The organism is Catellatospora sp. TT07R-123 (assembly GCF_018327705.1).
Classification (GTDB): domain Bacteria; phylum Actinomycetota; class Actinomycetes; order Mycobacteriales; family Micromonosporaceae; genus Catellatospora.
Window position 1 is genome coordinate 3,421,298 of sequence record NZ_BNEM01000002.1, and the last position, 25,811, is coordinate 3,447,108.

The following is a 25,811-nucleotide window of genomic DNA, read 5'->3' on the forward strand; positions in this document are numbered from 1 at the left end:
CCTGGCGGGTCGGGGGCGCGCGGTGGCATGCTGCGGTCATGACCAGCGCACCACCCGCCCGGCGAGACGCCTATGTGGACTTCCTGCGGGCGTTGAGCCTGATCGTGGTCGTGGTGTGGCACTGGGCCTTCACCATCCTCGACTGGCGGCCGGACGGCCCGCACGCCACCAGCCCGCTCGGCTTCACCCGCGGCCTGTGGCTGGCGACCTGGCTGTTCCAGGTGATGCCGCTGTTCTTCTTCATCGGCGGCTACGTGCACCTGCGCAGCTGGGAACGGGCGCAGGCGCGCGGGGTCACCATGCGCGCGTTCGTGTGGCGGCGCGTGCGGCAGCTGACCATCCCGGCCGGGATCGTCCTGCTGGTCTGGATCGCGCTCGGTTCCCTCATCGGCACGTACTTCAACCTCACCGGCGTCGGCCGGGCGGTGAAGCTGGTGGTCAGCCCGCTGTGGTTCCTGGCCGTGTACCTGATGCTGATCGCGCTGCTGCCGATCGGCCTGTGGCTGCACCGCAAGGCGGGGCTGCTCGCCCTGGTCTGGCTGGCCGGGGCCGCGATGGTGGTGGACGTGCTGCGGTTCGACCGCGGCCTGGAGGACATCGGCTGGCTGAACATGGTGCTGGTCTGGGGGCTGTGCCACCAGGCGGGCTTCTTCTACCAGAACGTGGTCGACTCGCCCCGCCGCAACGACTGGGCCCTGCTGTGGCTGGGCCTGTTCGGCCTCACCGGCCTGGTCGGCTCCGGCCTGTACCCGGGCTCGATGGTCGGTGTGCCCGGCGAGCGCTTCTCCAACATGGCCCCGCCCACGTTCGTCATCGTGGCCCTGCTGATCTTCCAGATCGGATTCGTCGAGCTGCTCCGCCCGCGCATGCAGGAGCTGCTGCAACGCCCCCGCTGGAAGCGCGCCAACGACCTGATCAACGAGTTCTCCCTGCCGCTGTACCTGGTCCACACCACCGGAATGGCGCTGTTCCTGTTCCTGACCTGGCTGCTGTTCGGCTTCGACATGGACAAGCCGGCCGATGTGGACTCCGGCTGGTGGCTGACCCGCCCGCTGGCCATCATCGGCCCCCTGATCTGCACCGTCCCCGTCCTGCTGCTGTTCCGGCGCCTGCAACGCGGCCGCAGGGCCCTCGGCCAGGCCGTCATCCCCGTCCAGGCCGGTCCGGCCCAGACCGACACACCGTCGGAGATCGGCACGCCCGGCCGACCGTGACAGCGACGCTGAGTTCGTGACAGCGACGCTAAGTTAGTGGGTATGGCCGGATACGACTGGATCTCGTTCACCACCGACTACGGGCTGTCCGACGGATTCGTGGCCTCCTGCCACGGCATGATCGCCCGTACCGCACCGCAACTGCGGATCATCGACGTCAGCCACCAGCTCCCGCCCGGCGACGTCACCCGGGGCGCCGCCGTGCTGGCCCAGACCGTCCCCTACCTGCCCCCGTCGGTGCACCTGGCCGTCGTCGATCCCGGCGTCGGCACCGTGCGCCGCGCCGTCGTGCTCCAGACCCCGAACGGCCTGCTCGTCGGACCCGACAACGGCCTGCTCGGCTGGGCCGCCGACGCCCTCGGCGGGATCGAGCGGGCGGTCGAGCTGGCCAGCACCGACTGGTTCGCCCCGACCGTCTCGCGCACCTTCCACGGCCGCGACGTGTTCGCCCCGGCCGCGGCCCGGCTCGCGCTCGGCGCCGACCCGGGCGAGGCCGGGCCTGAGATCGACGCCGACAGCCTGGTGCGGCTGCCCGACCCGGTGATCGCGGTCGGCGACGGCTGGCTGGAGGCGGAGGTGCTGACCGTGGACAGGTTCGGCAACGTGCAGCTCGCGGCGTCCGGCGAGGCGCTGACGGCGCTGCCGGACCGGCTGACCGTGGGCGGCTGCCGCGCCGTACGCGGCACCACCTTCGCCGACGTGCCCTCGGGCGGGCTGGTGGTCTTCGCGGACTCGGCCGACCGCATCGCGATCGCCGTCAACGGCGGCCGCGCGGCCGTCATGCTCGCCGTCAACCCCGGCGACATCGTCCGCATCTCCTGACCCCGCATCTCCTGACCCCGCCGCGCCCGCCGCAGCGCGGCATGATCAGCCGAGTTGCCGGGCAGTCGGGTGAAAGACGGTCCAAGATACGCACAAGTGCCCGGCAACTCGGCTGATCAGGGTCGAGTCGCCGGGCGGGCGGGATCGGTTGCCTGGGGATGGGGTCGCCCGGTCCGGTGACGGGCCGGGCGATGGGCAGGGTCGGGCCGACGAAGGTGCCCGGCCCAGGTCAGACGCCTACGACCTCGCGGCCGCGCGTGCTACCCGGGTTGGTGGGTCGGGAGTTGCGAGTCGTCCGCAGCGTGGTCCGCAGCGGGTTGTCGCGGCGCACCGTGACCGAGACCTGGCCATCGGTGGCCACCTCGGTGCGGGGGCGGGCCGCCATCGGCTCCAGTACCTTGTCCTGGCCTCCGCGCGGCAGCGGGGGCGTGAGCACACCCTCGACCGCTTCGGCGACCGCCATCGTGTCGCTGACCTCGCGCAGCACCTCGGACAGCCGGGCGCCCAGCGCGTCGCAGATGGACGTCAGCAGCTCGCTGGACGCTTCCTTCTGCCCTCGTTCGATCTCCGAGAGGTAACCGAGGCTGACGTTGGCAGCCGTGGAGACCTCGCGCAGGGTGCGATGCTGTCCCTGCCGACGGGCACGGAGGGCATCACCGATCACTCGACGCAAAAGCACCATGTCGCACCCCCTGCTCTTGTTCCCCGTTACCAACAGCTGATATGCCGTCAGCCGCCGGTTGTCACCGACGGCTGAGATGAACCGTACTCTCTCCGTGCCAGATCGACACCCCGCCCCGCCGAAGCGGGTGCCCGACTCTTCCAGCGCCTCCCGCCATAGTGGCACAGATCACCGGGGTCCGCGCCACCCTTTCCGAACCGCGGAATCAGGCGGTCGCCCGCCACAGAAGGTCCAGCGCGACATCGACGCTGGTCGCTCGCACTGTCGCCCGATCGGCGGGCACGGACAACTTTTTCACGTCGGTCCGCCCGTCCGGACCGGCCAGCCCGACATAGACGGTTCCGGCCGGCACGCCGTCCTGCGGGCCGGGACCCGCCACGCCCGTGGTGGACAGACCCCAGTCGGCGCCGCAGCGCTCCCGGGCGCCCCGGGCCAGCGCCACGGCCACGTCCGGGTCGACCGGGCCGCGCTCGGCCAGCAGGTCCGCGTCGACCCCGGCCAGGGTGTGCTTGAGGTCCGTGGCGTAGACGACCAGGCCGCCGCGCAGCACCCGGCTCACCCCGGGCACGGTCACCAGGGTCGCGGTCAGCAGGCCGCCGGTCAGCGACTCGGCCGCCGCGACCGTCTCGCCACGCGCGACCAGCCGCGCGACCAGCGCATCGACCCGGCCGGCGCCGGTGGGGCCGTCGCCGGGGCGGCGCCGGTCCAGCTCCGTCGCGGCGGCCTGGGGGGTGGCGCCGTCCGTGCTCACGCGGACGGCTGCGGTGTCGGGGGTGGTGCCGTCCGTGCTCACGCGGACTGGTCCGCGCGCTTGGCTGCCCAGGTGTCGTGGGCGGCGCGCACGCTCGGCCACAGCCGGTCGAGGCCGTCGTCGATCAGGCCGAACAGGTCGGCCAGCGCCTGGCGCCACTCGTCGCGGCTGAGCAGCTGCTGCTCCTCGCGGCCGTAGTCGTCCAGCACTGTCAGCACGCAGCCGCGCAGGATCTGCACTTCCCGCCCGGTGCGCCGCATCGCGGTGAAGACCTGTGTGAACGGCGACGCGGGCGAGGTGGACAGGTGCTGGTGCGCGCCGCCGAAGTCGGTGATCTCGGCGGGCGCGGCGATGACGTCGCAGGCCAGGAACGAGCCGGTCGGGTCGTGGTGCAGCCGCCAGCCGGGCTCGTCGCGGGGCGTGTCGGCCAGGGCGTACCCGAACGGGCCCTGGCGGTGGTCGCCGTGGCGCAGCGGCAGCGGGTCGCTGAACGCGTCACCCAGCCCGGTGTCGGCGAACCAGACCCCGTCGGGGTGCTGCTCGTCCGGCAGGCCGTGCACCAGCAGGGCCAGGTGGTTCAGGTCGGCCGCGGTCTGGGCCAGGTCGCTGACGACGTACCCCCGGTGCATGGTCACCGTGAAGCCGAGTTCGCGCAGCAGCACGGCGAAGGCGCCGTTGAGCTGGAAGCAGTAGCCGCCGCGGCGGCGCACCACCCGGTCCACCGACTCGGCCTGGTCGACCGTGCCCGGACGGCCGAGCATGATCTCCATGTTGGTGTACGGCACCCGGTTGACGTGGGCGCGGTGCAGCTCGTGCAGGAACTGCGGCGACGGCGGCTTGCGGCTGACCCCGAGCAGCCGCAGGTAGGCGTCGATCACGACTCCAGCTTGGGAGCCCGGCGCCGCGTCCGCACCGCCGCGACGACGTAGTCGATGCCGGTCACCACGGTCACCACCAGCGCCGCGCCCATCAGCCACGGGCCGACGGCGGCCCACGGCTGCGGGAACGGCCACAGGTACCAGGCGATCGCCGCGATCTGCAGGACCGTCTTGAGCTTGCCGCCCCGGCTGGCCGCGATCACGCCGCCGCCGCGGCGGATCACCAGGAAGCGCAGCAGCGTCACGCCCCACTCCCGGACCAGGATCACGATCGTGACCCACCAGGGCAGTGCGTCGTACACGCTGAGCAGGATCAGGGCCGAGCCGGTGAGCGCCTTGTCGGCGATCGGGTCGGCCACCTTCCCGAACGAGGTGACCAGCTCGAACCGTCGGGCGATCCAGCCGTCGATGTAGTCGGTGGCCGAGGCGACCCCGAACGCGATCGCGGCGGCGATGCGCCACTTCGTGTCGGTCATGTCAGAAACGATCACGAACATCACGAAGACCGGGACCAGGATGATCCGAACCACGGTGAGGATGTTGGCGGCGTTGAGCACCGGGGGCACCCGGCGTGAGCGTTCCTGCACGACCGACACGTTAGCCAGCCACGGCCAGCAACGGCGAGCGATTCCCGGGCGCGGCGTCGAGCATCAGGGTCGGCACCGCGACGAGGTCCACGCCCTCGGTGCCGGTCACCCGTGCCCGGACCAGGTCGCCGGGGCGCAGCGCGGCCAGATCGACGCCATCGTCCCCGGCGGTCAGCGTGGTCGAGCCGTCGACCTCCGGCGCCTGGTGGGCGCCGCGGCCCTCGACCACGCCGTTCTCGACGGTGTCGACCAGCACGTCCACGAAGGTGCCCAGGCGCTCCTCGGCCCGCTGGCCGCACAGCTCCTCGACCAGGGTGAGCATCTTGTCGTAGCGCCGCTTGACCGTCGCCGGACCGATCTTGCCGTCCATGCCCGCGGCCTCGGTGCCGTCCTCGTCGGAGTAGTCGAACACGCCGATCGCGTCCAGCCGCGCCGCGCTGACGAACCGCACCAGCTCCTCGAAGTCGGCCCGGGACTCGCCCGGGAAGCCGACGATGAAGTTGCTGCGCGCGCCCGCCTCCGGGGCCAGCTCGCGGGCCGAGGCCAGCAGCTCCAGGAACCGCTCGGTCGAGCCGAACCGCCGCATGCGCCGCAGCACCGGCTCGGCCGAGTGCTGGAACGACAGGTCGAAGTACGGCGCCACGCCCGGCGTGGTCGCGATCGCCTCGACCAGGCCCGGCCGGGTCTCGGCGGGCTGGAGGTAGCTCACCCGCACCCGCACGATGCCCGTGATCGCGGCCAGCTGCGGCAGCAGCTTCTCCAGCGCGCGGGGATCGCCCAGATCCTTGCCGTACGACGTCGAGTTCTCGCTGACCAGCACCAGCTCCCGCACGCCCGTGCGGGCCAGCCACTCCGCCTCGGCGAGCAGCTCGTCGGGCGTACGGCTGACGAACGAGCCCCGGAACGCCGGGATCGCGCAGAAGGAGCAGCGCCGGTCGCAGCCGCTGGCCAGCTTCAGCGACGCCACCGGGCTGGAGTCGAGCCGGTGCCGCAGCACCGGGCGCAGGTGCGCCGGGGTGTGCTCGTCGTTGGTGAACGCCGCGTGCCCCGGCACGATCACACCGGTGTCGCGGCGCTTGGCGGGCGCGACGGGCAGCAGCTCGCGCCGATCGCGCGGGGTGTGCGAGTCGACCTGCTCGCCGCGCAGGACCGCGTCGAGGGTCTCGGCGATGGTCGGGTAGTGGTCGAAGCCGAGCACGGCCGCGGCCTCGGGCAGGCTGCCGGCCAGGTCCTTGCCGTAGCGCTCGGCCATGCAGCCGGCGGCCACGACCTTGGCGCCGGTGTCGGCGGCGGCCAGCAGCGTGTCGATCGAGTCCTGCTTGGCCTTCTCGACGAAGCCGCAGGTGTTGACGAGGACGACATCGGCGCCCTCGCCGTCGGTGCTGACCTGCCAACCGTCGGCGGCCAGCCGGGCGGCCAGCTCCTCGGAGTCGACCTCGTTACGGGCGCAGCCCAGGGTCAGCAGAGCGACCCGGCGCGCGGGCTGTTCGGTGGGTGACGGGGAGGTTGCAGGCACTCGACAAGGCTACCGGGCGCACCTGACACACCCACCCCAACCTCCACCCCCGTGTATGTAACCCACAGCACTCTCCCGGGTGAAGCTTGCGGGCGAGGGAAGGCACCGGGCCCCTCCTCGACGGGTGCCGCGCGAGCTAGCCTTGGGCGCGGCGGTGCCCGGACCGGCGCCGTTCCCGGACGAGGGCTCGCCGTACCCGGTGCGACAAGACGGCGCGCAGAAGAACGATCATGAACCATGACGTCCTGCAGATCGCCGGCGCGCTGACCGTCCTCGGCGGCTACGTGGCCGCCCAGCTGGGCCGCACCAGCACCCGCTCGATCGGCTACCTGATCGCCAACACCGTGGGCGCGGGCCTGCTCGCCTGGCTGGCCTGGCTCGGCCGCGACTGGGGCTTCCTACTGCTGGAGGGCACCTGGGCCGCGGTCTCGGCGGTATCCCTGACCCTGACCCTGCGCCACACCCCCACCCGACCCGCCCACGACGAACCCGCCACACCTCCGTCCTGACGCTGATCGCCGCGCGTTGATCGCCGTTTGCGGTCACAACATCAGCTGCAAACCGATGTTGTGACCGCGAACAGCGATCAACGAGCGGAACCCCCGCCTCAGTGTGCGGTGGCGGCGGGGTTCGGGGCGCGGTGGGCTTCCAGGGTGATGACGGCGGCCAGCAGGAGCGCGACGGCGGCCACCTGGCCCACCGTGCTGACCAGCCCGATCGGGACGGTGGCGAGCACGGCGAAGGCGCCGATCAGGCGGTAGCGGCGGGGCCCGATGCACAGGAAGTACCGGAACAGCACGTCGCCCAGCAGGAAGATCGCCACGCCGCCCGCGAGCAGGAGCGCGTACGCCGGGTACAGGTGCCCGCCGGCGTACACCACCGCCTTCTTCACCCCGGCGGCGAAGACGACCACGCCCAGCAGCAGCGGAACGTGCGCCCAGCCGAACGCGTGCAGCGCCGTCCGGCCGCGCCGCATCGACGGCACCGAGTCCAGCGCGTGCTCGGCCCGCACATCGTCCCCGCCGAAGTACAGCCACCACAGCAGGAACGACAGCACCAGGCCGAGCCCGGCGACGCCCAGCCGCGCGGGGGTGAGGTCCAGCCCGGCCGCCCCGGCGCCGATCGCCACCACCGACTCGCCGAGCGCGATGATCACGATCAGCCCGTGCCGCTCGACGAAGTGCGCCGAGGAGATGTTCCACTCCGACAGCGGGTGCAGGTACGGCGAGACCGCCATGACCGCGATCGCGGCCACCCACAGCCCCGTCCGCCACGGGCCGGTCACGATGCTGCCGCCGAGCACCAGCGCGGCGCTGAGCAGGTTGAGCGGGGCGAGCTGCCGCATGGCCGCGGGCGAGGCGCGCAGCAGCAGCCCGCTGTGGATGGCGTTGACGAGGAAGTAGCCGACGCCGAAGACCCAGCCGCTGCCCGCGTACGCCCCGGGCACCGCCAGCGCGATCATCAGGAAGCCGAACATGCCGAGCAGCAGCAGCCCGCGCCGGACATGGTCGGTGGGGGCCACGGTGTTGGTCAGCCAGGCGTAGCCGTCGTACATCCACCAGATCATGAGGAGCAGGACCACGACGCGCCCGGCGCCGGCCCAGTCGGGGTGCCCGGCCAGCACTGCGGTGAGCTGGGTGACGGTGAAGACGAAGACGAGGTCGAAGAAGAGTTCCAGGGTGGACACGCGGACGACCGGCTCGCGGTCGACTCCGACAGAGGGGTCGGTCACCGCGCCATCCTAAGAGCTCACTCGTCACCGCCCAGATCGGCGAGCACCTCCGCCAGCTCGTCCGGCTTGATCAGCACTTCGCGGGCCTTGGAGCCCTCCGACGGCCCGACGATGCCGCGGGTCTCCATCAGGTCCATCAGGCGCCCGGCCTTGGCGAAGCCGACCCGCAGCTTGCGCTGGAGCATGCTGGTCGAGCCGAGCTGCGACACCACCACCAGCTCGATCGCCTGAATCAGCAACTGGAGGTCGTCGCCGATCTCCTCGTCGACCTTCTTCTTGCCCTCGGTCGGAACGGCCAGCACCTCGGGCCGGAACTCGGGCTCGCGCTGCCGCTTGCAGAACTCGACGATGTCGGCGATCTCGTTCTCGGACACCCAGGCGCCCTGGATGCGCTGCGGCTTGCTGGCGCCCATGGGCAGGAACAGGGCGTCGCCGCGCCCGATCAGCTTCTCCGCACCCGGCTGGTCCAGGATGACCCGGGAGTCGGCCAGCGAGCTGGTCGCGAACGCCAGCCGGGACGGCACGTTCGCCTTGATCAGGCCGGTGACGACGTCGACCGAGGGCCGCTGGGTGGCCAGCACCAGGTGGATGCCCGCCGCCCGGGCCAGCTGGGTGATCCGCACGATCGAGTCCTCGACGTCGCGGGGGGCGACCATCATCAGGTCGGCCAGCTCGTCGACGATGACCAGCAGATAGGGGTACGGCTTGAGCACGCGCTCCGAGCCCGGCGGCGGCTTGATCTGCCCCGCCCGCAGCTTGCGGTTGTAGTCGTCGATGTGGCGCACCCCGGCGGCGGCGAGGTCGTCGTAGCGCATGTCCATCTCGCGCACGACCCATTCGAGGGCGTCGGCCGCCTTCTTCGGGTTGGTGACGATCGGGGTGACCAGGTGCGGGATCCCCTCGTACGAGGTGAGCTCCACCCGCTTCGGGTCGACCAGCAGCAGCCGCACCTGGTCGGGCGTGGCCCGGGCCAGGACCGACACCAGCAGCGAGTTGAGGCAGCTCGACTTGCCGGCGCCGGTGGCGCCCGCGATCAGGATGTGCGGCATCTTGGCCAGGTTGGCGACCACGTAGCCGCCCTCGATGTCCTTGCCCAGGGCCACCACCATCGGGTGCTGCTCGCTCGTGGCGGTGCGCGAGCGCAGCACGTCGCCGAGGGCCACGTCCTCGCGGTCGGTGTTGGGGATCTCCACGCCGACCGCGCTCTTGCCGGGGATCGGGCTGAGGATGCGCACGTCGGGGCTCTTCACGGCGTACGCGATGTTGCGGGACAGGGCGGTGATCCGTTCCACCTTCACGCCCAGGCCCAGCTCCACCTCGTACCGGGTGACCGTCGGGCCGCGGGTGAAGCCGGTGACGGCGGCGTCCACGTCGAACTGGTCGAACACGTGCGCCAGCGCCGCGATGACCTCGTCGTTGGCCTTGGACCGGGTCTTGGCCGCCTCGCCCGGCTTGAGCAGGTTCGGCGGCGGCAGGGTGTAGTCGCCGCCGAGGCTGGGCAGCAGCAGCTGCTCGGTCCTGGTCGGCGGCGGGGTGTGCTGCGGCGGCTCCGGGCGCTTGCGCGGCGGCTTGGCCAGCCGGTCGATCGCGACGGTCTCCTGCGCGGCCAGCGGCCCGTCGAAGTCGTCGTCCTCCCCCGGCTCGGGGGCGGTGAACGCGGCGGGCGGGGTCAGCCGCTTGCGGCGCGGCGGCGGGATCTCCTGCGGCTCGTCCTCCGGCGGCGGTGCGCCGGTGCCGAGCATCATGTCGCGCAGCGCGGCCAGCCGTTCCGGGATCTTGTTGACCGGCGTCGCGGTCACCACCAGCACGCCGAACCCGAACAGGATCAGCAGCAGCGGTATGGCCACCCAGCCCGTCACCGCGCCGGCCAGGCCGCCGCCGAGCAGCTTGCCGAGCAGTCCTCCGGCGAACTCCATCTGGATCGGGTCGACCGGGTGCTGCGCGATGTGCAGGATGCCGGTGCTCGACACGGTCAGCGCGGTCCAGCCGACCACGCCCCGGCCGCGCTGGGCCGGATCGGGTTCGGAGCGCATCGCCCGGATCGCCGACACCGCCAGCAGCAGCGGCAGCGCCGCCGCGGTGGCGCCGATGAAGAACCTGGTGGTGCTGGACAGCCAGGTGCCGAACGGACCGGCCCCGCCGCCCCAGATGGCGACCCCGAGCAGGATCGACGCCCCGAGCATGAGCAGGCCGACGCCGTCGCGGCGGTGCTCCGGGTCCAGGTCGCGGGCCTTGGCCGCCTGGCTGCCCGCGGCGCGCGCGAGCCAGCCGACGCCGTGCGCCGCGGCCATCCAGATCGCGCCGAGAACCCGTCCGACCAGGGCGAGCGGGTTCACGGTCAGCCGCGGCCGCCGGGCGCGCGACCGGGCCGCGGGCCGCCGCGCGGGCGTACGGCCCGGTTGTCGGGTGCGCGCGGCCGTCGCCTTCGTCGGCGTGGCAGCTCGACGTCGGCTCGGTTGGGAGGTACGGCCCGCCATGCCTCACACGGTAGTGGAGATCATCGACAAGTCCTCGCTTTTACCACCGTGTCTCGCCATCCGCCTTGGACCCCCCACGCCCACCCCTGGTCAACGGGGTGGGGTGGGTGTCCGGCGGTCAGACCTCCAGGACCGTGGGGACGATCATCGGGCGGCGGCGGTAGGCCTCGTTGACCCAGCGGCCCACCACGCGGCGGACGATCTGCTGGAGCTGGTGGCTGTCCGTGACGCCGTCCAGGGCGGCCCGGTCCAGGGCCTCGGTGACCAGGGGCAGGGCCGGGTCGAACGCGGCCGGGTCCTCGGAGAAGCCCTTGGCCGACAGCAGCGGGCCGCCGACGACCTTGCCGGTGACGGAGTCCACGACCACGGTGACGGCGATGAAGCCGCCGTCGCCGAGCACGCGGCGCTCCGTCAGCAGGCTCTCGCCGACGTCGCCGATGGCCAGGCCGTCGACGTAGACGTACCGGCTCTTGACGTGGCCGACCAGCTTGGCGTGGCCCTCGACCAGGTCGACGACGTCGCCGTCCTCGCAGAGCACCACCCGGTCGGGCTCGACGCCCGACTCGACGCCGAGGCGGGCGTGCGCGCGCAGGTGGCGCCACTCGCCGTGCACCGGCATCAGGTTGCTCGGCTTGACCACGTTCAGCAGGTAGAGCAGCTCCCCCGCCGGGGCGTGGCCGCTGACGTGCACCTTCGCCACGTCCTTGTGGATCACCGTGGCACCGGCGCGGGCGAGCTGGTTGATCACCCGGTACACGCTGGTCTCGTTGCCGGGCACCAGCGAGCTGGCCAGCACGACCGTGTCACCGGGGGCGACCGTGATGTGGCGGTGGTCGCCGGTGGCCATGCGGCCCAGGGCGCTCATCGGCTCGCCCTGCGAACCGGTCGACATCAGCACGATCTCTTCCGGCGGCAGGCCGGCCGCGTCCTCCAGGTTGACCACCTGGCCGGGCTTGACCCGCAGCAGGCCGAGGTCCCGGGCGATGCCCATGTTGCGGACCATGCTGCGGCCGATCAGCGCCACCTTGCGGCCGTTCTCGGCGGCGGCGTCGAGCACCTGCTGCACCCGGTGCACGTGCGAGGCGAACGAGGCCACGATGATGCGGCCCTTCGCCTTGGCGAAAATCGACCCCAGCACCGGGCCGATCTCCTTCTCCGGGGTGACGAACCCGGGGATCTCGGCGTTGGTCGAGTCCGACAGCAGCAGGTCGACGCCCTCGGCACCGAGCCGGGCGAACCCGGCCAGGTCGGTGATGCGCCCGTCCAGCGGCAGCTGGTCCATCTTGAAGTCGCCGGTGTGCAGCACCAGCCCGGCGTCGGTGCGGATGGCCACGGCCAGCGCGTCCGGGATGGAGTGGTTGACCGCGAAGAACTCCAGTTCGAACGGTCCGAGCCGCTCGCGCTGCCCCTCCGTCACGGTCAGGGTGTACGGCGTGATGCGCCGCTCGGCCAGCTTGGCCTCGATCAGCGCCAGCGTGAACTGCGAGCCCACCAGCGGGATGTCGCTCTTGTGCGCGAGCAGGTACGGCACCGCGCCGATGTGGTCCTCGTGCCCGTGCGTGAGCACGATCGCCTGGACGTCCTCGAGCCGGTCGAGGATCGGGGCGAAGTCGGGCAGGATCAGGTCGACGCCGGGCTGGTCGGCGGTGTCCGGGAACAGCACGCCGCAGTCGACGACGAGCAGCTTGCCGCCGAACTCGAAGACGGTCATGTTGCGGCCGATGGCACCCAGCCCGCCCAGCGGGATGATGCGCAGGCCGCCCTCAGGCAGCGGCGGCGGCGTACCCAGGTGGGGACTGCGCACCGCGTCCAAATTCGCTGCGGTCAATATCTCTCTCCTTCGGGCTTGGCGGCCTCGACATGCCGCCGCTGTCGGCGCGCCGGGCGCGCCGTACTGCTGGACGGCTCACGCCGCCGGTACGTCTAGAGTGCCGCGCCCGCGGCCGCGCAGTCGGCGCGCAGCTGGGCCAGCTCGGGCTCGGTCGCATCGACCAGTGGCGAGCGCACCGGGCCCGCGGGCAGCCCGCGCGCGTTCAGTGCCGCCTTGGTCAGGATCGTGCCCGCGGTGCGGAAGATGCCGGTGAACAGCGGCAGCAGCTGCCGGTGCAGGCGCAGCGCGGTGGCGGTGTCGCCCCGCTCGAACGCCTCGATCATCTCCTTGGTGCCGGGACCGATCAGGTGGGTGGAGGTGCCGACCACGCCCACCCCGCCGACCGACAGCAGCGGCAGCGTGTTGGCGTCGTCGCCGGAGTAGAAGGCCAGCCCGGTGTCGCGCATGACCCAGGAGGCCGCGGTCAGATCGCCCTTGGCGTCCTTCACCGCCACGATGCGCTCGTGCTCGGCGACGCGGCGGAAGGTGTCGGTGGTGATCGGCGTGCCGGTGCGGTGCGGGATGTCGTACAGCATGATCGGAAGTTCGGCGGCCTCGGCCACCGCCAGGAAGTGACGCTCCAGCCCCGCCTGCGGCGGGCGGGAGTAGTACGGAGTCACGAGCAGCAGGCCGTGCGCGCCTGCCCGCTGGGCCCCCCGGACCAGCTCGATCGTGTGGTGCGTGTCGAACGTGCCGACCCCGGCCAGGACCTGCGCCCGGTCGCCGACAGCCTCGGCCACGGCGCGCACGAGAGCCTCCTTCTCGGCGTCGGTCGTGGTCGGGGACTCACCGGCGGTGCCGTTGATGACCAACGCGTCGTTGCGCTGCTCGTCCACGAGGTACGCGGCAAGCTTGGCGGCTCCATCGACGTCGAGGGAGCCGTCCTGGCGGAACGGAGTGACCATCGCGGTGATCAGGCGCCCGAAGGGCCGGTGAGCGTCGTACGTCATGCACACAACCTAGCGGAATACCCTGCGTGGCATCCCCGCCCTCAGGACTCCCAGGTGTAGGCGCTCGCGGCGATCTCGCTGCCGTCGGGAAGCTTGCTGATCACGAAGTCGCCGAACACGTTCGGCGCCAGCTCCAGCAGCTCGCGCAGGGTCGCCACGGCCAGCTCGCGGATCTCGACGTCGGCGTGCTCGGTCGCCCGCATCGCGATGAAGTGGCGCCAGGCACGGTAGTTGCCGGTGACCACGATCCGGGTCTCGGTGGCGTTGGGCAGCACCGCCCGGGCCGCCTGGCGGGCCTGCTTGCGCCGCAGGGTGGCGTTGGGCACGTCGGCGAACGTCGCCTCCAGGCCCTCCAGCAGCTCGTTGTACGCCCGCACCGCGGCCTCGCTGGCCTCGACGAACTTCTTGTGCAGCTCCGGGTTGGCCGCGATCACCTCCGGCTCGACCATGGCGGCGTCGCGCTCGGGCACATACCGCTGCGAGAGCTGGGAGTACGAGAAGTGCCGGTGCCGGATCAGCTCGTGCGTGAATGAACGTGACACGCCGGTGAAGTAGAACGTGGCCGTGCCGTGCTCCAGCACAGACAGGTGACCCACCTCAAGGATGTGCCTGAGGTAGCCCGCGTTGGTGGCGGTGGCCGGGTTCGGCTTGGTCCAGGACTGGTAGCAGGCCCGGCCGGCGAACTCCGCCAGCGCCTGACCGCCCTCGGCGTCGGTGTCCCACTCCACGTCGGCCGGAGCCTGGAAGTTCGTCCACGCGATCAACTGCACCGAAGGCTTCACCATCTCAGTCACAACGGCTGATGGTAGTGGATCGACGTCTTCTCGCTGCTCGCGGGAGGTCCGCATCACCCTGACGGTGCGATCACGGCGCCTTGACGCCATGTGTGACGCCATACGTGACGTCACACCTGTCGCAGTGACGTCAGAACTGACACTTGCATGACGTCACTTCTGACGTCATAGTGGTGTCATGGACCTGTCCCCGTACCTCGACTCACTGCGGCGGGACCTCACCGCCACCGCCGCGCCCGGCGGCGAGGAGGCCGCCCGCGTGGCGGAACTGCTCGCCACCGCCCTCGACGCCTCGGCCCGGCTGTGCCTGATCGAGGTGCTCGCCGACGCCACGGCCGAGATCACCACCAAGCTCGACGGCACCACCGTGGAGGTCCGCCTGCGCGGCCGCGAGGCCGACCTGGTGGTCACCGCCGCCGACACCCCCGCCGCCGCGCCCGAGCCCGCCCCGGCCGCGCCGATCACGGAGGGCGGCGACCTGACCCGCCTCACCCTGCGCCTGCCCGAAGGCCTCAAGGAGGGCGTCGAGCGCGCCGCCGCCGCCGAGGGCATCTCCGTCAACGCGTGGCTCGTCCGGGCCACCGCCAACTCGCTGCGCGGGCCCGCGCCCGCCGCCCCCACCACCCACCTCGGCCGCCGGATCACCGGCTACGCCCAGGCCTGACCAGGCAGGAGCCGACGATGAACCGCGAATTCCCCTGCAACGGCACCATCCGCGCCGAAGTGAAGCTGTCCGCCGGCCGGCTGGAGATCGTCGCCAGCGAGCGCACCACCGCCACCGTCAGCATCACGGCGCTGGACAACAACGAGGCCAGCATCCAGGCCGTCGCCGAGAGCCGCGTCGAGATGGTCGAGGGCCGCCACCTGCGGGTCAGCGCCCCCGAGCACGGCGGCTGGCGGCTGTTCCGCCGCGCCAAGCTGCTGGTGCGGGTCGAGATGCCCCTCGACAGCGCGCTGACCGTGCACATCGCCTCGGCCGACGCGAGCATCACCGGGCGATACCACGACCTGGTCGTCAACACCGCCAGCGGCGACATCGAGGTCGAGCAGGTCACCGGCGACACCAGCGTCAACACCGCCAGCGGCCGGATCCGGCTGGGCGACGTCGGCGGCGCGCTGCGGGTCAACAGCGCCTCCGGCGACATCCGCACCGGTCATGTCGGCGGCAACGTGGTGGTGCACACCGCCAGCGGCGACGTCGAGATCGGCGCCGCCGACGGCGACGCCAAGGTCAACACCGCCAGCGGGGACGTGTCGTTCGGGGTCACCCGGCAGGGCGAGATCCGGGTCAACACGGCCAGCGGCGATGTCGTCATCGGCGTCGCGGCCGGCACCGGGGTGTGGCTCGACCTGAACACGGCCTCGGGGCGTACCACCAGCGACCTGTCCATGCCCGCCAGCGCCCCGCCGGCGGCGGTGGCCCACAACCTGACGGTCAAGGCCCGTACCGCCAGCGGCGACATCTCCCTCCGCCGCGTCGTCCCCGCCTAACCCACCCGCCCCCCACGGCCTCGGCCTCGCCCCACCCCGAACCCCGCCAGCCAGGCCGGGGCCGGTCGGTCGGGCCGGGCCAGGGCCGAGGCCCAGCTTTACATAGACGCTGGCCTATTACGTTGAATCCGAGCGACGCTCAGTCGACGTAATAGGCCAGCGTCTATGCATGTCATGGCGGGGGCGCGGCGTCACGCCGGCAACCGTCTACCGCGAGCGCGGATGATCGCCGTTTCGGGTCACCATGTGCGCTCCAGCACCACCCGGCGACCGGAGACGGCGATCTCTCCACCACGGCACCGGGTTCACCCGCGCGTCCGGCGCGGCCAGCGCGACCCCGCAGTCGATCAGGAAGCCGTGCCGTCGACACACCGTCGAGCCGTGCCATAAGTTCATGATCAACGGGGCGTTGGGTGGGGGTGGCAGCGGGTGCCGGTGGGGTTAGACGAAGAAGTAGGTGAACGGGGCCCAGGGGAGGTTGCGCAGGACCATGAAGACGCCCCAGGCGCCGAGGAAGATGCCGATCATCCTCGGGGTGACCTTCAGCTGAGGGAGCTTCCAGCCGAAGGACGTGTTGCCGGCCCAGGCCACGTACATGTAGATCATGAAGGGGACGGCGAACACGAAGAGCAGGTGGTGGCGGGCGGCGGCGGGCAGGTCGCCGTGCATCAGGTACCACGCCGCGCGCGTACCCCCGCAGCCTGGGCAGTCGAACCCGGTCAGCAGCTTGACCAGGCACGTCGGCGTCGCGTCGGCGGGGTTGTTGGTCGGGTCGACCAGCGCCGTGTAGCCGAGCGCGCCGCCGATGCAGCCCAGGGCCGCCAGCGGCATCACCCAGCGCGGGGTGTGCGAGCGCATCCACTCCACGAACCGGGTGGACCGGTCGGCGGGCGGCGGGGCGAAGTGCCCGGCGTCGGGGTAGGCGGGAGCCTCAGTCACACCACTGAACTTACACTGCCCCGCACACCCGCATCGGCCAGCGCCGAAGCCAGGTCCCCGCGCTCGGGCGGGGCCACGTCGGACAGGCCGAGCCAGCCCGCGAGCCGCCGCAGCTCGACCGCCAGCGCCTCGGCGGTGGCGTGCGGGTCGGTGCCCGGCTCGGACCAGGCGGCGGGCACCCGCAGCACCCCGGCCCGCCGGTCGGCCTTGAGGTCGACGCGGGCGGCGAACCGGTCGCCGTGCAGGAACGGCAGCACGTAGTACCCGTGCACCCGCTGCTCCTGCGGCACGTAGATCTCGATGCGGTAGCGCAGGTCGAACAGCCGCTCGGTGCGGCCCCGTTCCCAGATCAGCGGATCGAACGGGCTGACCAGGGTGGACACCGCCACCCGGCGCGGCATGGCCGCGTCGCGGTGCCGCCAGGCCTGCTGCTTCCACCCCTGCACCTGCACCGGGATCAGCACCCCCTCCTCGACCAGGTCGGCGATGGCGGTGCGCGCCCCGGCCAGCGGCAGCCGGAAGTAGTCGCGCAACTCCGGTTCGGCGGCCACGCCCAGGCCGCGCGCGGACAGCTCGACCAGCTTCCGGTACGCCTCGGCCGGTTCCGGCGTCGGCGTGTGCACCACGGCGGCGGGCAGGACCCGCTCGGTCAGGTCGTACAGCCGGGCGAACTGGGTGGTGCGCCCGGCGGAGGTGATGTCGCCGGAGTAGAACAGCCACTCCAGCGCCTTCTTCACGTCCGACCAGTTCCAGCCCCAGTTGTCCTTGGGCTTGGGCACGTCCTGCTCGATCTGCGCGGAGGTGACCGGGCCGCGCTCGCCGACCTCCTTGAGCACCCAGGCGACGAGGTCGGGGCGCTGCGCGGCGATGCTGCGCGGGCCGCCCCAGGCGCCCTCGGCGCGCGCCATCCGCCACCGCAGCAGCGGTTGCAGCTCGACCGGCAGCAGCGACGCCTCGTGCCCCCAGTACTCGAACAGCCAGCGGGGCCGCTTTCCGCTGGCCGCGTCGAGCACCGAGGGGTCGTACGCCCCGAGGCGGCTGTAGACGGGCAGGTAGTGGGCCCGCTGGAGCACGTTGACGGAGTCGATCTGGAGCAGCCCCGTACGCCCGACAACGATCTTGCGTAGTTGCCGCGCCCCCACGGCGCCCGTGGGCGCCCGGTCGGCGAACCCCTGGGCTGCCAGCGCCATCCGCCGCGCCTGCGCGACCGTCATCGACTCCACGCCGCCCGACGCTACCCCCACCCCCCGACACCCCTCGGGCAAGGAAGGGCACCTTCTTATCGCATTGCGGGGTAGAAGCGCCCCTTCCTAACATCCGGGCATGACATCCGGGCATGGGCGAAATCCGGGCATGGGCAGCGAGGAGCGCGCGGTGACGGGCGCGGTGACGGTACAGGCGGAGACGCAGGCGGACTGCGCGGCGGTCGCGGCGATGCACATCGCGTCGTGGCGGGCGGCGTACGCGGGGATCGTGCCCGACGCCGTGCTCGCCGCCCTCGACGTCGAGCAGCGCGCCCGCGAGCGCGCCCAGCGGCTGACCGCCGACAACCCGTTCACCAACCTGATCGCCGTCGACGGCGGAGGGCCGGTCGGCTGGGTGTGCTTCGGGCCGTACCGGGCGCAGGGCCATCGCCCCGACGGGGAGCTGGACGGGCGGGTCGGCGAGATCCTGGCGCTGTACGTGCACCCCGACCGGTGGGGCACCGGCGTGGCCGACGCGCTGATCGGGGCGGCGCTGGCCGGGCTGCCCCAGCCGCTGGTGCGGCTGTGGGCGCTGACCGACAACGTACGGGCGCTGCGGTTCTACGCCCGCCACGGGCTAGTACCGGACGGTACGCACTCGACGTTTCGGCCGCGCGGGAGCGACGTGGACATCCCCGAGCTGCGCTGCGCCCTCGTCCGGGAGATCGGGTAGCCCGGGGGCGGGCCGCCCGATCGGGGTCACCAGGAGCAGGGCCAGGCAGATCCAGACGTACGCGTTGGCGCCGAGGAACACGGCCCAGCCGCCGACCTGGTCCTCCCACAGCCACACCACGCGGCTGGACAGGATCACGTACGACACCGCCGCCAGCCCCAGCAGCGCCCAGCGGCGCCGCCCGCCGGCCGCGAAGCCGTGCTGGACCAGCAGCACCAGCGCCGGGATCAGCCACACCAGGTGGTGCACCCAGGTCACCGGGCTGATCAGCACGCCGACGATGCCGGTGAACGCCAGCCCGGCGACCTCGTCACCCCGGCGCACCGCCTCGCGGCAGCGCACGAACCACAGCGCGAGCACCCCGAGGACCAGCACCGCCCAGATCGCCTTACCGCCCGGCACCTCCCCGATCCGGGCGATCACGCCCTGGAGCGACTGGTTGGAGATGAACGACAGCACCCCCACCCGGTCGGTGTCCCACAGCGCGCTGGTCCAGAACTCACGCGAGGCGTCGGGTGCGACCGCGGCGGCCAGCAGCGTCGCCGCGGCGGCGGTGGCCGCGGCGGTCAGCGCGGCCCGCCAGCGGCGGGTGATCAGCAGGTACACGATGAAGATGCCGGGTGTGAGCTTGATCGCCGTGGCCAGGCCGATGGCGACGCCGGTCCACCGGCTGCCCCGGCGGGCCAGCACCAGCAGGTCGAACGCGGCCAGCCCCAGCAGGTACACGTTCACCTGGCCGAACAGGAAGGTCTCCCGCATCGGCTCGTACACGGCGACCAGGCACAGGGCCAGGGCCAGCACGTACCAGCGGGGCCAGCCCTGCTGCCGCGCCAGCGGGGTGAGCAGCAGGCGCAGCAGCCACCAGGTGACCAGGGCGGTGGCGACGCAGCTGAACACGATCGCGACCGGCCAGGGCACCAGCGCCATCGGCAGCATGACCAGCGCGGCGAACGGCGGATAGGTGAAGCCGTACGTGCTGCGCGGGCGGAAGAAGTCGTAGATCTCACCACCGGACATCCAGTACCGGATCGCCCCGTAGTAGACGTTGAGGTCGAAGAAACCGTGCCGCTGGGCGAACAGCGCCACGAACACCAGGGCGGCGAACGCGGTCGCCACGACGATGGTGATCTGCCGGGCCCGGCTCAAACCTCGTACCTCCTGATCAGTGTGTCCGGCCGCTCGGTACGCTCATCGGCGTGGCAGTCGGGTTCGTCCGTCCGGCGCGTCTTAGCGACGTCGGCGAGATAGCACGTATCCAGTTGACGACCTGGCGGGTCGCCTACAAGCGCCTGTTCCCTGCGCACGTGCTGGAACAGCTCGAAGAGCCGTTCCTGCGCGAGCGCTGGGCCGAGGCGGTCTCCGCCCCGCCCAGCCCCGAGCACCGGGTGCTGGTCGCGGTCGAGCAGAACGCCGTCGATCAAGCGGTCCAAGAATACGTGGTGGGGTTCGCGGCGTCGGGCCCGTTCGACGAGGCGGCCCTGGCCCCCGGCGAGGATCACATCGGCGCCGGGATCACCGTGGCGGCGGTCACGGATCTGCTGGTCGAACCGCGCTGGGGACGTCGTGGGCACGGCAGTCGGCTGCTGTCGGCCAGCGTCGACCTGTGGCGCGGGGACGGGTACGCCTCGGCGGTGTGCTGGGCGTTCGACCGCGACCCGGCCACCCGCAAGTTCCTCACCTCGGCGGGCTGGGCCCCCGACGGCGCGACCCGGGCCCTGGACGTCGACGACATGCTGGTCCCCCAGCTCCGCCTGCACACCATGCTCTGACCCGCGACCCGCGACCCGCGACCCGCGGCGGCCCACGGCGGTCCCGCCCACGCCCCGTTTTCAATAGACGTTGGCCTATCACATCGACTGAACGAAGATCGAAGTCGCTGTGATAGGCCAACGTCTATAAAAAGCGGGGCGGTGTGGCGGGGCGGGGCGGGTCGGGGCGGGGCGGGGCGGGCGGTGTGGCGAGGCGGGCCGGGGCGGTGACGCGGGGCGGGTGAGGGCGCTGGGGCATGCCCGCCAAACGGCGCTACAGCAGCGCGTCGAGGCCCAGGGTCAGCCCCGGGCGCTTGACGACCTCGCGGATCGCCAGCAGCACGCCGGGCATGAACGACACCCGGTCGAACGAGTCGTGCCGGATGGTCAGCGTCTCGCCGGTGGCGCCGAACAGCACCTCCTGGTGGGCGACCAGCCCGGACGCGCGCACGCTGTGGATGCGTACGCCCGCGACCTCGGTCCCGCGCGCGCCGTCCATCTCGTCGGCGGTCGCGTCGGGCATCGGGCCCATCTGCGCAGCCGCGCGGGCCTGCGAGATGAGGCGGGCGGTGTGCAGCGCGGTGCCGCTGGGGGCGTCGAGCTTGCGCGGGTGGTGCTGCTCGATGATCTCGATCGACTCGAAGTACTTCGCGGCGCGGGCGGCGAACTCCATCATCAGTACGGCGCCGATGCCGAAATTCGGTGCGATCACGACGCCGACGCCGGGCTTGTCCGCGAGCCAGGCCTGGACCTGCTCGATGCGGGCGTCGGTGAAGCCGCTGGTGCCCACCACGACGCTGATGCCCTGGTCGATGCACCAGTGCAGGTTGTCCATCACCACGTCGGGGTTGGTGAAGTCGACGATGACCTGCGCGCCCGCGTCGGAGGCGTTGAACAGCCAGTCGCCCTGATCGATCATCGCGACGAGGTCGAGATCCTCGGCGCGGTCGACCGCGCGGCACACCTCGACGCCCATCCGGCCACGTGCGCCGATGACACCGACCCGGATCGGCTCCACTGCTTCAGTCACGCGCCCAACCTAGCCGATGCACCGGACTCCGGTGCGGCGACCACGCAGGTCGCCACATACCGGAACCCGGTGTCGGTCAGGACAGCGCGCCCTCGTCGAACGGGCCGACCACGGCCAGCGACATCGGCACGGTGAGCACCTGCGCCGCGATCGCGTTGGCGTCGTCGAGGGTGACCGCGTCGATGCGCGACAGCAGCTCGTCGACGTCCATCAGGTCGCCGTACAGCAGCTCGCCCTTGCCGAGGCGGCTCATGCGGGAGCCGGTGTCCTCCAGGCCGAGCACCAGCGACCCCTTGAGCATGCCCTTGCCCCGGCGCAGCTCCTCGGCGGTGATCCCGTCGGCGGCCACCTCGGCGAGCCCGGCCCGGATCAGGTCGAGCACCTCCTGCGCCTTGCCCGGCGCGCACCCGGCGTACACGGCGAACGAGCCGGTCTCGGCGTACTGGGAGGTGTAGGAGTAGACCGAGTAGGCCAGGCCGCGGGTCTCGCGGATCTGCTGGAACAGGCGGCTGGACATGCCGCCGCCGAGCACGTTGTTGAGCACGCCGAGGGCGAAGCGCCGCTCGTCGTGGCGGTCCAGCGCCGGGCCGCCGAGCACCAGGTGCGCCTGCTCGGTGTCGTCGGCCCGCAGCAGGGTACCTGCGGGCAGGGTCTTGACCCTGGTCAGGGGTGAGCGGGTGGGCTCGGGCACGGCGTCGGGGGCCTCGCCCAGCGGCGTACCCTCGAAGGCCTTCTTGACCAGCTTGACCACGGTCGCGTGGTCGAGGTTGCCCGCGGCCGCGATCACGATCACCGGCGGGGTGTACCGGCGCCGGTAGAAGCTGTGGATCTGCTTGCGGGTCATCGGAGTGATCGTCTCGGCGGTGCCCGAGATCAGCCGGCCCAGCGGGTGGTCGCCGTACAGCGCCTCGGCGTGCAGGTCGTGCACCTCGTCACCGGGCTCGTCGGCGTGCATCGCGATCTCTTCGAGGATCACGCCGCGCTCGGTCTCCACGTCGGCCTCCGCCAGCACCGAGTCGGCGACCGCGTCGCACATGACGTCGATCGCCAGCCCCAGGTCGGCGTCGAGCACCCGGGCGTAGAAGCAGGTGTACTCCTTGGCGGTGTAGGCGTTGGTCTCGCCGCCGACCGCCTCGATCGCCGCGGAGATGTCCAGGGCCGAGCGCTTGCGCGTGCCCTTGAACAGCAGGTGCTCCAGGAAGTGCGACGCGCCGCCGAGCTGCGGGGCCTCGTCGCGGGAGCCGACGCCCACCCAGATGCCGACGCTGACGCTGCGCATCGCGGGCACGGCCTCGGTGAGGATGCGCATGCCGTTGGGCAGCACCGTGCGCCGGACCGTGCCGCCGAGCGGGTCGCTGTCGTCCACGCGGGGTTCCGCCCTGTGCTCGGAGGTACGGGCAACGGGCACAGCCCGCGCAGACTCGGAGGTCTGCGCGGGCTGTGCGCTGTCGTGCTCTGCCGTCACCGACGGTCAGTCGCGACGGGTGCGACGGCGGCGCTCGCTGTCGTCGCCGCCGCTGCGCGGCCGGTCGCCGCGGTCGCCGCTGCGGGGACGGTCGCCGCCCTCGCGCGGAGGCCGCTCGCCGCCCTCACGGGGCGCCTTGTCGCTGACGATCGGGTTGCCGTCGGGGCCGATCTTGTCCAGGTAGATCTTGCCGCGGGCGTCCACGTCCGCGATGATCACCTCGACCTTGTCGCCGACGTTGAGGAAGTCCTCGACCTTGTCGACCCGCTTGCCGTCGCCCACCTTGGAGATGTGCAGCAGGCCGTCGCGGCCCGGGGTCAGCGACACGAACGCACCGAACGCCGCGGTCTTCACCACGGTGCCCAGGAACCGGTCGCCCACCTTCGGCAGGGTCGGGTTGGCGATAGCGTTGATCCGGTCCACCGCGGCCTGGGCCGAGGGGCCGTCGGTCGCACCGACGTAGATCGTGCCGTCGTCCTCGATCGAGATCTCGGCGCCGGTCTCGTCCTGGATCGCGTTGATGGTCTGGCCCTTGGGCCCGATCACCATGCCGATCTTGTCGACCGGGATCTTGACGGTCGTGACGCGCGGCGCGTAGTCGCTCATCTCGCCCGGCGCGGCGATGGCCGCGGCCATCACGCCGAGGATGGTGCCGCGGGCCTCGTGCGCCTGCTGGAGCGCGCCGGCCAGCACGTCCGACGGGATGCCGTCGAGCTTGGTGTCCAGCTGCAGGGCGGTCACGTAGTCCGGCGTACCGGCGACCTTGAAGTCCATGTCGCCGAACGCGTCCTCGGCTCCGAGGATGTCGGTCAGCGTCACGTACTTGATCTTGCCGTCGACGTCGTCCGAGATGAGGCCCATGGCGATGCCCGCGACCGGCGCCTTCAGCGGCACACCGGCGGCCAGCAGCGACATCGTGGACGCGCAGACCGAGCCCATCGAGGTCGAGCCGTTGGAGCCCAGCGCCTCCGACACCTGCCGGATCGCGTACGGGAACTCCTCGCGCGACGGCAGCACCGGGACGAGCGCCCGCTCCGCCAGCGCGCCGTGGCCGATCTCGCGGCGCTTGGGCGAGCCCACCCGGCCGGTCTCACCGGTCGAGTACGGCGGGAAGTTGTAGTTGTGCATGTAGCGCTTGGTCTTCGCCGGCGACAGGGTGTCCAGCGCCTGCTCCATGCGCAGCATGTTCAGCGTGGTGACACCCATGATCTGGGTCTCGCCGCGCTCGAACAGCGCCGAGCCGTGCACGCGCGGGAGCACGCCCACCTCGGCGGTCAGCGGCCGGATGTCGCGCAGGCCGCGGCCGTCGATGCGGACGCCGTCACGCAGCACGCGGTGGCGCACCTCGTACTTCGTCAGCGAGCGGAACGCCGCCGGCAGCTCCTTCTCGCGCCCCTCGAACTGGGGCGCGACCTGGGTCAGGACCTTCTCCTTGACCAGGTCGAGGGCTTCCTCGCGCTCGGCCTTGCTGATGATCTTCAGCGCCTCGGCCACCTCGGTGCCCGCAGCGGCCTTGACCGCCGCGTACACGTCGTCCTGGTAGTCCAGGAACACCGGGAACTCGCCCACCGGCTTCGCGGCGACCGCGGCCAGCTCGCTCTGCGCCCGGCACAGCTCGCGGATGGCGGCCTTCGCGGCCTCCAGACCGCCTGCCACGACCTCCTCGGTCGGGGCGGCCGCGCCACCGGCGACCAGCTTGGCGGTGTGCTCGGTGGCCTCCGCCTCGACCATCATGACCGCGACGTCGCCGTCCTCCAGCGTCCGGCCGGCGACCACCATGTCGAAGGTGGCCCGCTCCAGCTCGGCGTGGGTCGGGAAGGCGACCCACTGGCCGTCGATGTGCGCCACGCGGGTGGCACCGATCGGGCCGCTGAACGGCAGGCCCGCCAGCTTGGTCGACATGCTGGCCGCGTTGATGGCCACCACGTCGTACGGGTGGGACGGGTCGAGCGAGAGGATCGTCTCGACGACCTGGACCTCGTTGCGCAGGCCCTTGACGAACGACGGGCGCAGCGGCCGGTCGATCAGGCGGCAGGTGAGGATGGCGTCCTCGCTGGGACGGCCCTCGCGGCGGAAGAACGAGCCCGGGATGCGACCCGCGGCGTACATCCGCTCCTCGACGTCCACCGTCAGCGGGAAGAAGTCGAACTGGTCCTTCGGGGTCTTGCTCGCGGTGGTCGCGGAGAGGACCACCGTGTCGCCCAGGCGGGCTACGGCCGAACCAGCGGCCTGACGGGCCAGGCGGCCCGTGGAGAAAGTGATCTCACGCGTACCGAACGCGCCGTTGTCGATCACTGCCTTGCTGTGCTGCTCGCCGAGTGTGCTCTCGGTCATGAAGCTTTGTGCTCCTTCTGTCTGCGGCACGCCGCCGCCCACACCCCGGGTAGACAGTCGGTCTTCGATCGAAGCGCCCGGAGTGTGACTCCGGACACCACTACCGAGGACCGACCCGGTTCACCCGACGAGCGGGTGACGTGCCTTCTTCTTGGTTAAGCCGAGGGGGAGCGACTGGCGCCGCTCCCCCGGATCCGAACTATCGACGCAGGCCGAGGCGCTCGATGAGCGCACGGTAGCGGGCGATGTCCGACTTCGACAGGTAGGCCAGCAGCCGCTTGCGGCGGCCGACCAGCAGCAGCAGACCACGACGGCTGTGGTGGTCGTGCTTGTGCGTCTTCAGGTGCTCGGTCAGGTCCTGGATCCGCTTGGTCAGCACGGCCACCTGGACCTCCGGCGAACCGGTGTCACCCTCGGTGGTCGCGTAGTCCGCCATGATCTGGGTCTTGACAGCAGCGTCGAGCGCCATGTTCTCCCTAACTGATGGGTCTTCCTAACCGTCCCGGCAGCCCGCGGCGTCGAGCAGGCATACCCGGACCAACACCGGTGACCCGGTGTCGAATCCAGGTTACCAGTTGGTGAGGTGAGGGCCCGCCGGTATACGGAATGTGCGT

General features: G+C 71.8%; 24 protein-coding genes and 1 riboswitch. Of the genes, 7 read left to right on the forward strand and 17 right to left on the reverse strand.

Annotated features, from left to right (window positions below; translation table 11 throughout):
• The first annotated feature begins 38 nt into the window (after positions 1-38).
• A complete protein-coding gene (locus Cs7R123_RS34990) occupies positions 39-1,214 on the forward strand; it encodes an acyltransferase (protein WP_212832977.1) in 1,176 nt (391 codons plus the stop codon).
• A gap of 42 nt (positions 1,215-1,256) precedes the next feature.
• Positions 1,257-2,036, forward strand: a complete 780-nt coding sequence (locus Cs7R123_RS34995; RefSeq protein WP_212832979.1) for an S-adenosyl-l-methionine hydroxide adenosyltransferase family protein — start codon at positions 1,257-1,259, stop codon at positions 2,034-2,036.
• Between the two features lie 229 nt (positions 2,037-2,265).
• Here the strand turns inward: Cs7R123_RS34995 and Cs7R123_RS35000 are convergent, their stop codons facing one another.
• The 5 genes from Cs7R123_RS35000 to rimO form a co-directional block, all read right to left on the reverse strand.
• Positions 2,266-2,718 (reverse strand): helix-turn-helix domain-containing protein, encoded by a 453-nt coding sequence (locus tag Cs7R123_RS35000; RefSeq protein WP_212832981.1) that lies wholly within the window; start codon positions 2,716-2,718, stop codon positions 2,266-2,268.
• Between the two features lie 205 nt (positions 2,719-2,923).
• Positions 2,924-3,427, reverse strand: a complete 504-nt coding sequence (locus Cs7R123_RS35005) for a nicotinamide-nucleotide amidohydrolase family protein (protein ID WP_212834894.1) — start codon at positions 3,425-3,427, stop codon at positions 2,924-2,926.
• Between the two features lie 80 nt (positions 3,428-3,507).
• Positions 3,508-4,347, reverse strand: a complete 840-nt coding sequence (locus tag Cs7R123_RS35010; RefSeq protein WP_212832984.1) for an arylamine N-acetyltransferase — start codon at positions 4,345-4,347, stop codon at positions 3,508-3,510.
• Positions 4,344-4,934: a CDP-diacylglycerol--glycerol-3-phosphate 3-phosphatidyltransferase gene (pgsA, locus tag Cs7R123_RS35015; protein WP_244872341.1), complete on the reverse strand. Its 591-nt coding sequence runs from the start codon at positions 4,932-4,934 to the stop codon at positions 4,344-4,346. Before pgsA ends, Cs7R123_RS35010 begins: the two co-directional genes overlap by 4 nt.
• 10 nt (positions 4,935-4,944) lie before the next feature.
• Positions 4,945-6,450, reverse strand: coding sequence for a 30S ribosomal protein S12 methylthiotransferase RimO (gene rimO / locus Cs7R123_RS35020; protein ID WP_212832988.1), 1,506 nt, complete (start codon positions 6,448-6,450; stop codon positions 4,945-4,947).
• A 159-nt stretch (positions 6,451-6,609) separates the two neighbouring features.
• Positions 6,610-6,669, forward strand: a riboswitch (guanidine-III (ykkC-III) riboswitch).
• A gap of 11 nt (positions 6,670-6,680) precedes the next feature.
• Between rimO and Cs7R123_RS35025 the strand changes: the two genes are divergently transcribed.
• A complete protein-coding gene (locus tag Cs7R123_RS35025; protein WP_212832990.1) occupies positions 6,681-6,959 on the forward strand; it encodes a hypothetical protein in 279 nt (92 codons plus the stop codon).
• A 98-nt stretch (positions 6,960-7,057) separates the two neighbouring features.
• On the opposite strand, the gene Cs7R123_RS35030 is transcribed toward Cs7R123_RS35025, so the two are convergent.
• The 5 genes from Cs7R123_RS35030 to thyX form a co-directional block, all read right to left on the reverse strand.
• Entirely contained in the window at positions 7,058-8,182 is a 1,125-nt protein-coding gene (locus Cs7R123_RS35030) for a low temperature requirement protein A (protein ID WP_212832992.1), read from the reverse strand.
• 17 nt (positions 8,183-8,199) lie between these two features.
• Positions 8,200-10,659 carry a DNA translocase FtsK gene (locus tag Cs7R123_RS35035; protein WP_212832994.1) on the reverse strand — a complete coding sequence of 820 codons (2,460 nt, stop codon included), beginning with the start codon at positions 10,657-10,659 and terminating at the stop codon, positions 8,200-8,202.
• Between the two features lie 118 nt (positions 10,660-10,777).
• Complete coding sequence (locus Cs7R123_RS35040) at positions 10,778-12,463, reverse strand: ribonuclease J (RefSeq protein ID WP_212834896.1); 1,686 nt, start codon at positions 12,461-12,463, stop codon at positions 10,778-10,780.
• A 119-nt stretch (positions 12,464-12,582) separates the two neighbouring features.
• Positions 12,583-13,479, reverse strand: a complete 897-nt coding sequence (gene dapA / locus Cs7R123_RS35045) for a 4-hydroxy-tetrahydrodipicolinate synthase (protein WP_212832996.1) — start codon at positions 13,477-13,479, stop codon at positions 12,583-12,585.
• A gap of 41 nt (positions 13,480-13,520) precedes the next feature.
• Positions 13,521-14,264, reverse strand: a complete 744-nt coding sequence (gene thyX / locus Cs7R123_RS35050; protein WP_212834898.1) for an FAD-dependent thymidylate synthase — start codon at positions 14,262-14,264, stop codon at positions 13,521-13,523.
• 187 nt (positions 14,265-14,451) lie between these two features.
• On the opposite strand from thyX, the gene Cs7R123_RS35055 reads away from it, so the two are divergent.
• Both Cs7R123_RS35055 and Cs7R123_RS35060 read left to right on the forward strand, forming a co-directional pair.
• A complete protein-coding gene (locus Cs7R123_RS35055; RefSeq protein ID WP_212832998.1) occupies positions 14,452-14,937 on the forward strand; it encodes a toxin-antitoxin system HicB family antitoxin in 486 nt (161 codons plus the stop codon).
• Positions 14,938-14,954: 17 nt separating this feature from the next.
• Positions 14,955-15,764, forward strand: a complete 810-nt coding sequence (locus Cs7R123_RS35060; protein WP_212833000.1) for a DUF4097 family beta strand repeat-containing protein — start codon at positions 14,955-14,957, stop codon at positions 15,762-15,764.
• Positions 15,765-16,205: 441 nt separating this feature from the next.
• On the opposite strand, the gene Cs7R123_RS35065 is transcribed toward Cs7R123_RS35060, so the two are convergent.
• Together Cs7R123_RS35065 and Cs7R123_RS35070 are read right to left on the reverse strand one after the other, a co-directional pair.
• Positions 16,206-16,703 (reverse strand): DUF2752 domain-containing protein, encoded by a 498-nt coding sequence (locus tag Cs7R123_RS35065; RefSeq protein ID WP_244872342.1) that lies wholly within the window; start codon positions 16,701-16,703, stop codon positions 16,206-16,208.
• Positions 16,700-17,917: a winged helix-turn-helix domain-containing protein gene (locus tag Cs7R123_RS35070; protein WP_212834902.1), complete on the reverse strand. Its 1,218-nt coding sequence runs from the start codon at positions 17,915-17,917 to the stop codon at positions 16,700-16,702. Before Cs7R123_RS35070 ends, Cs7R123_RS35065 begins: the two co-directional genes overlap by 4 nt.
• Before the next feature lie 109 nt (positions 17,918-18,026).
• Here Cs7R123_RS35070 and Cs7R123_RS35075 point away from each other — a divergent pair, with 109 nt between their 5' ends.
• Positions 18,027-18,620, forward strand: a complete 594-nt coding sequence (locus Cs7R123_RS35075; RefSeq protein ID WP_212833002.1) for a GNAT family N-acetyltransferase — start codon at positions 18,027-18,029, stop codon at positions 18,618-18,620.
• Here Cs7R123_RS35075 and Cs7R123_RS35080 read toward each other — a convergent pair.
• Positions 18,525-19,766: a glycosyltransferase 87 family protein gene (locus Cs7R123_RS35080; protein ID WP_244872343.1), complete on the reverse strand. Its 1,242-nt coding sequence runs from the start codon at positions 19,764-19,766 to the stop codon at positions 18,525-18,527. The genes Cs7R123_RS35075 and Cs7R123_RS35080 overlap by 96 nt on opposite strands.
• Before the next feature lie 50 nt (positions 19,767-19,816).
• Between Cs7R123_RS35080 and Cs7R123_RS35085 the strand changes: the two genes are divergently transcribed.
• A complete protein-coding gene (locus Cs7R123_RS35085; RefSeq protein ID WP_212833003.1) occupies positions 19,817-20,389 on the forward strand; it encodes a GNAT family N-acetyltransferase in 573 nt (190 codons plus the stop codon).
• A gap of 253 nt (positions 20,390-20,642) precedes the next feature.
• On the opposite strand, the gene dapB is transcribed toward Cs7R123_RS35085, so the two are convergent.
• From dapB to rpsO, 4 genes are all read right to left on the reverse strand, one after another.
• The gene (gene dapB / locus Cs7R123_RS35090; protein WP_212833005.1) at positions 20,643-21,398 is read right to left on the reverse strand and encodes a 4-hydroxy-tetrahydrodipicolinate reductase; all 756 of its coding nucleotides are present in this window, start codon (positions 21,396-21,398) and stop codon (positions 20,643-20,645) included.
• A gap of 76 nt (positions 21,399-21,474) precedes the next feature.
• Positions 21,475-22,707: a pitrilysin family protein gene (locus Cs7R123_RS35095; protein ID WP_212834906.1), complete on the reverse strand. Its 1,233-nt coding sequence runs from the start codon at positions 22,705-22,707 to the stop codon at positions 21,475-21,477.
• Between the two features lie 162 nt (positions 22,708-22,869).
• Positions 22,870-25,197, reverse strand: a complete 2,328-nt coding sequence (locus tag Cs7R123_RS35100) for a polyribonucleotide nucleotidyltransferase (protein ID WP_212833007.1) — start codon at positions 25,195-25,197, stop codon at positions 22,870-22,872.
• Between the two features lie 199 nt (positions 25,198-25,396).
• Positions 25,397-25,666, reverse strand: a complete 270-nt coding sequence (gene rpsO, locus Cs7R123_RS35105; RefSeq protein ID WP_212833009.1) for a 30S ribosomal protein S15 — start codon at positions 25,664-25,666, stop codon at positions 25,397-25,399.
• Positions 25,667-25,811 lie beyond the last annotated feature (145 nt).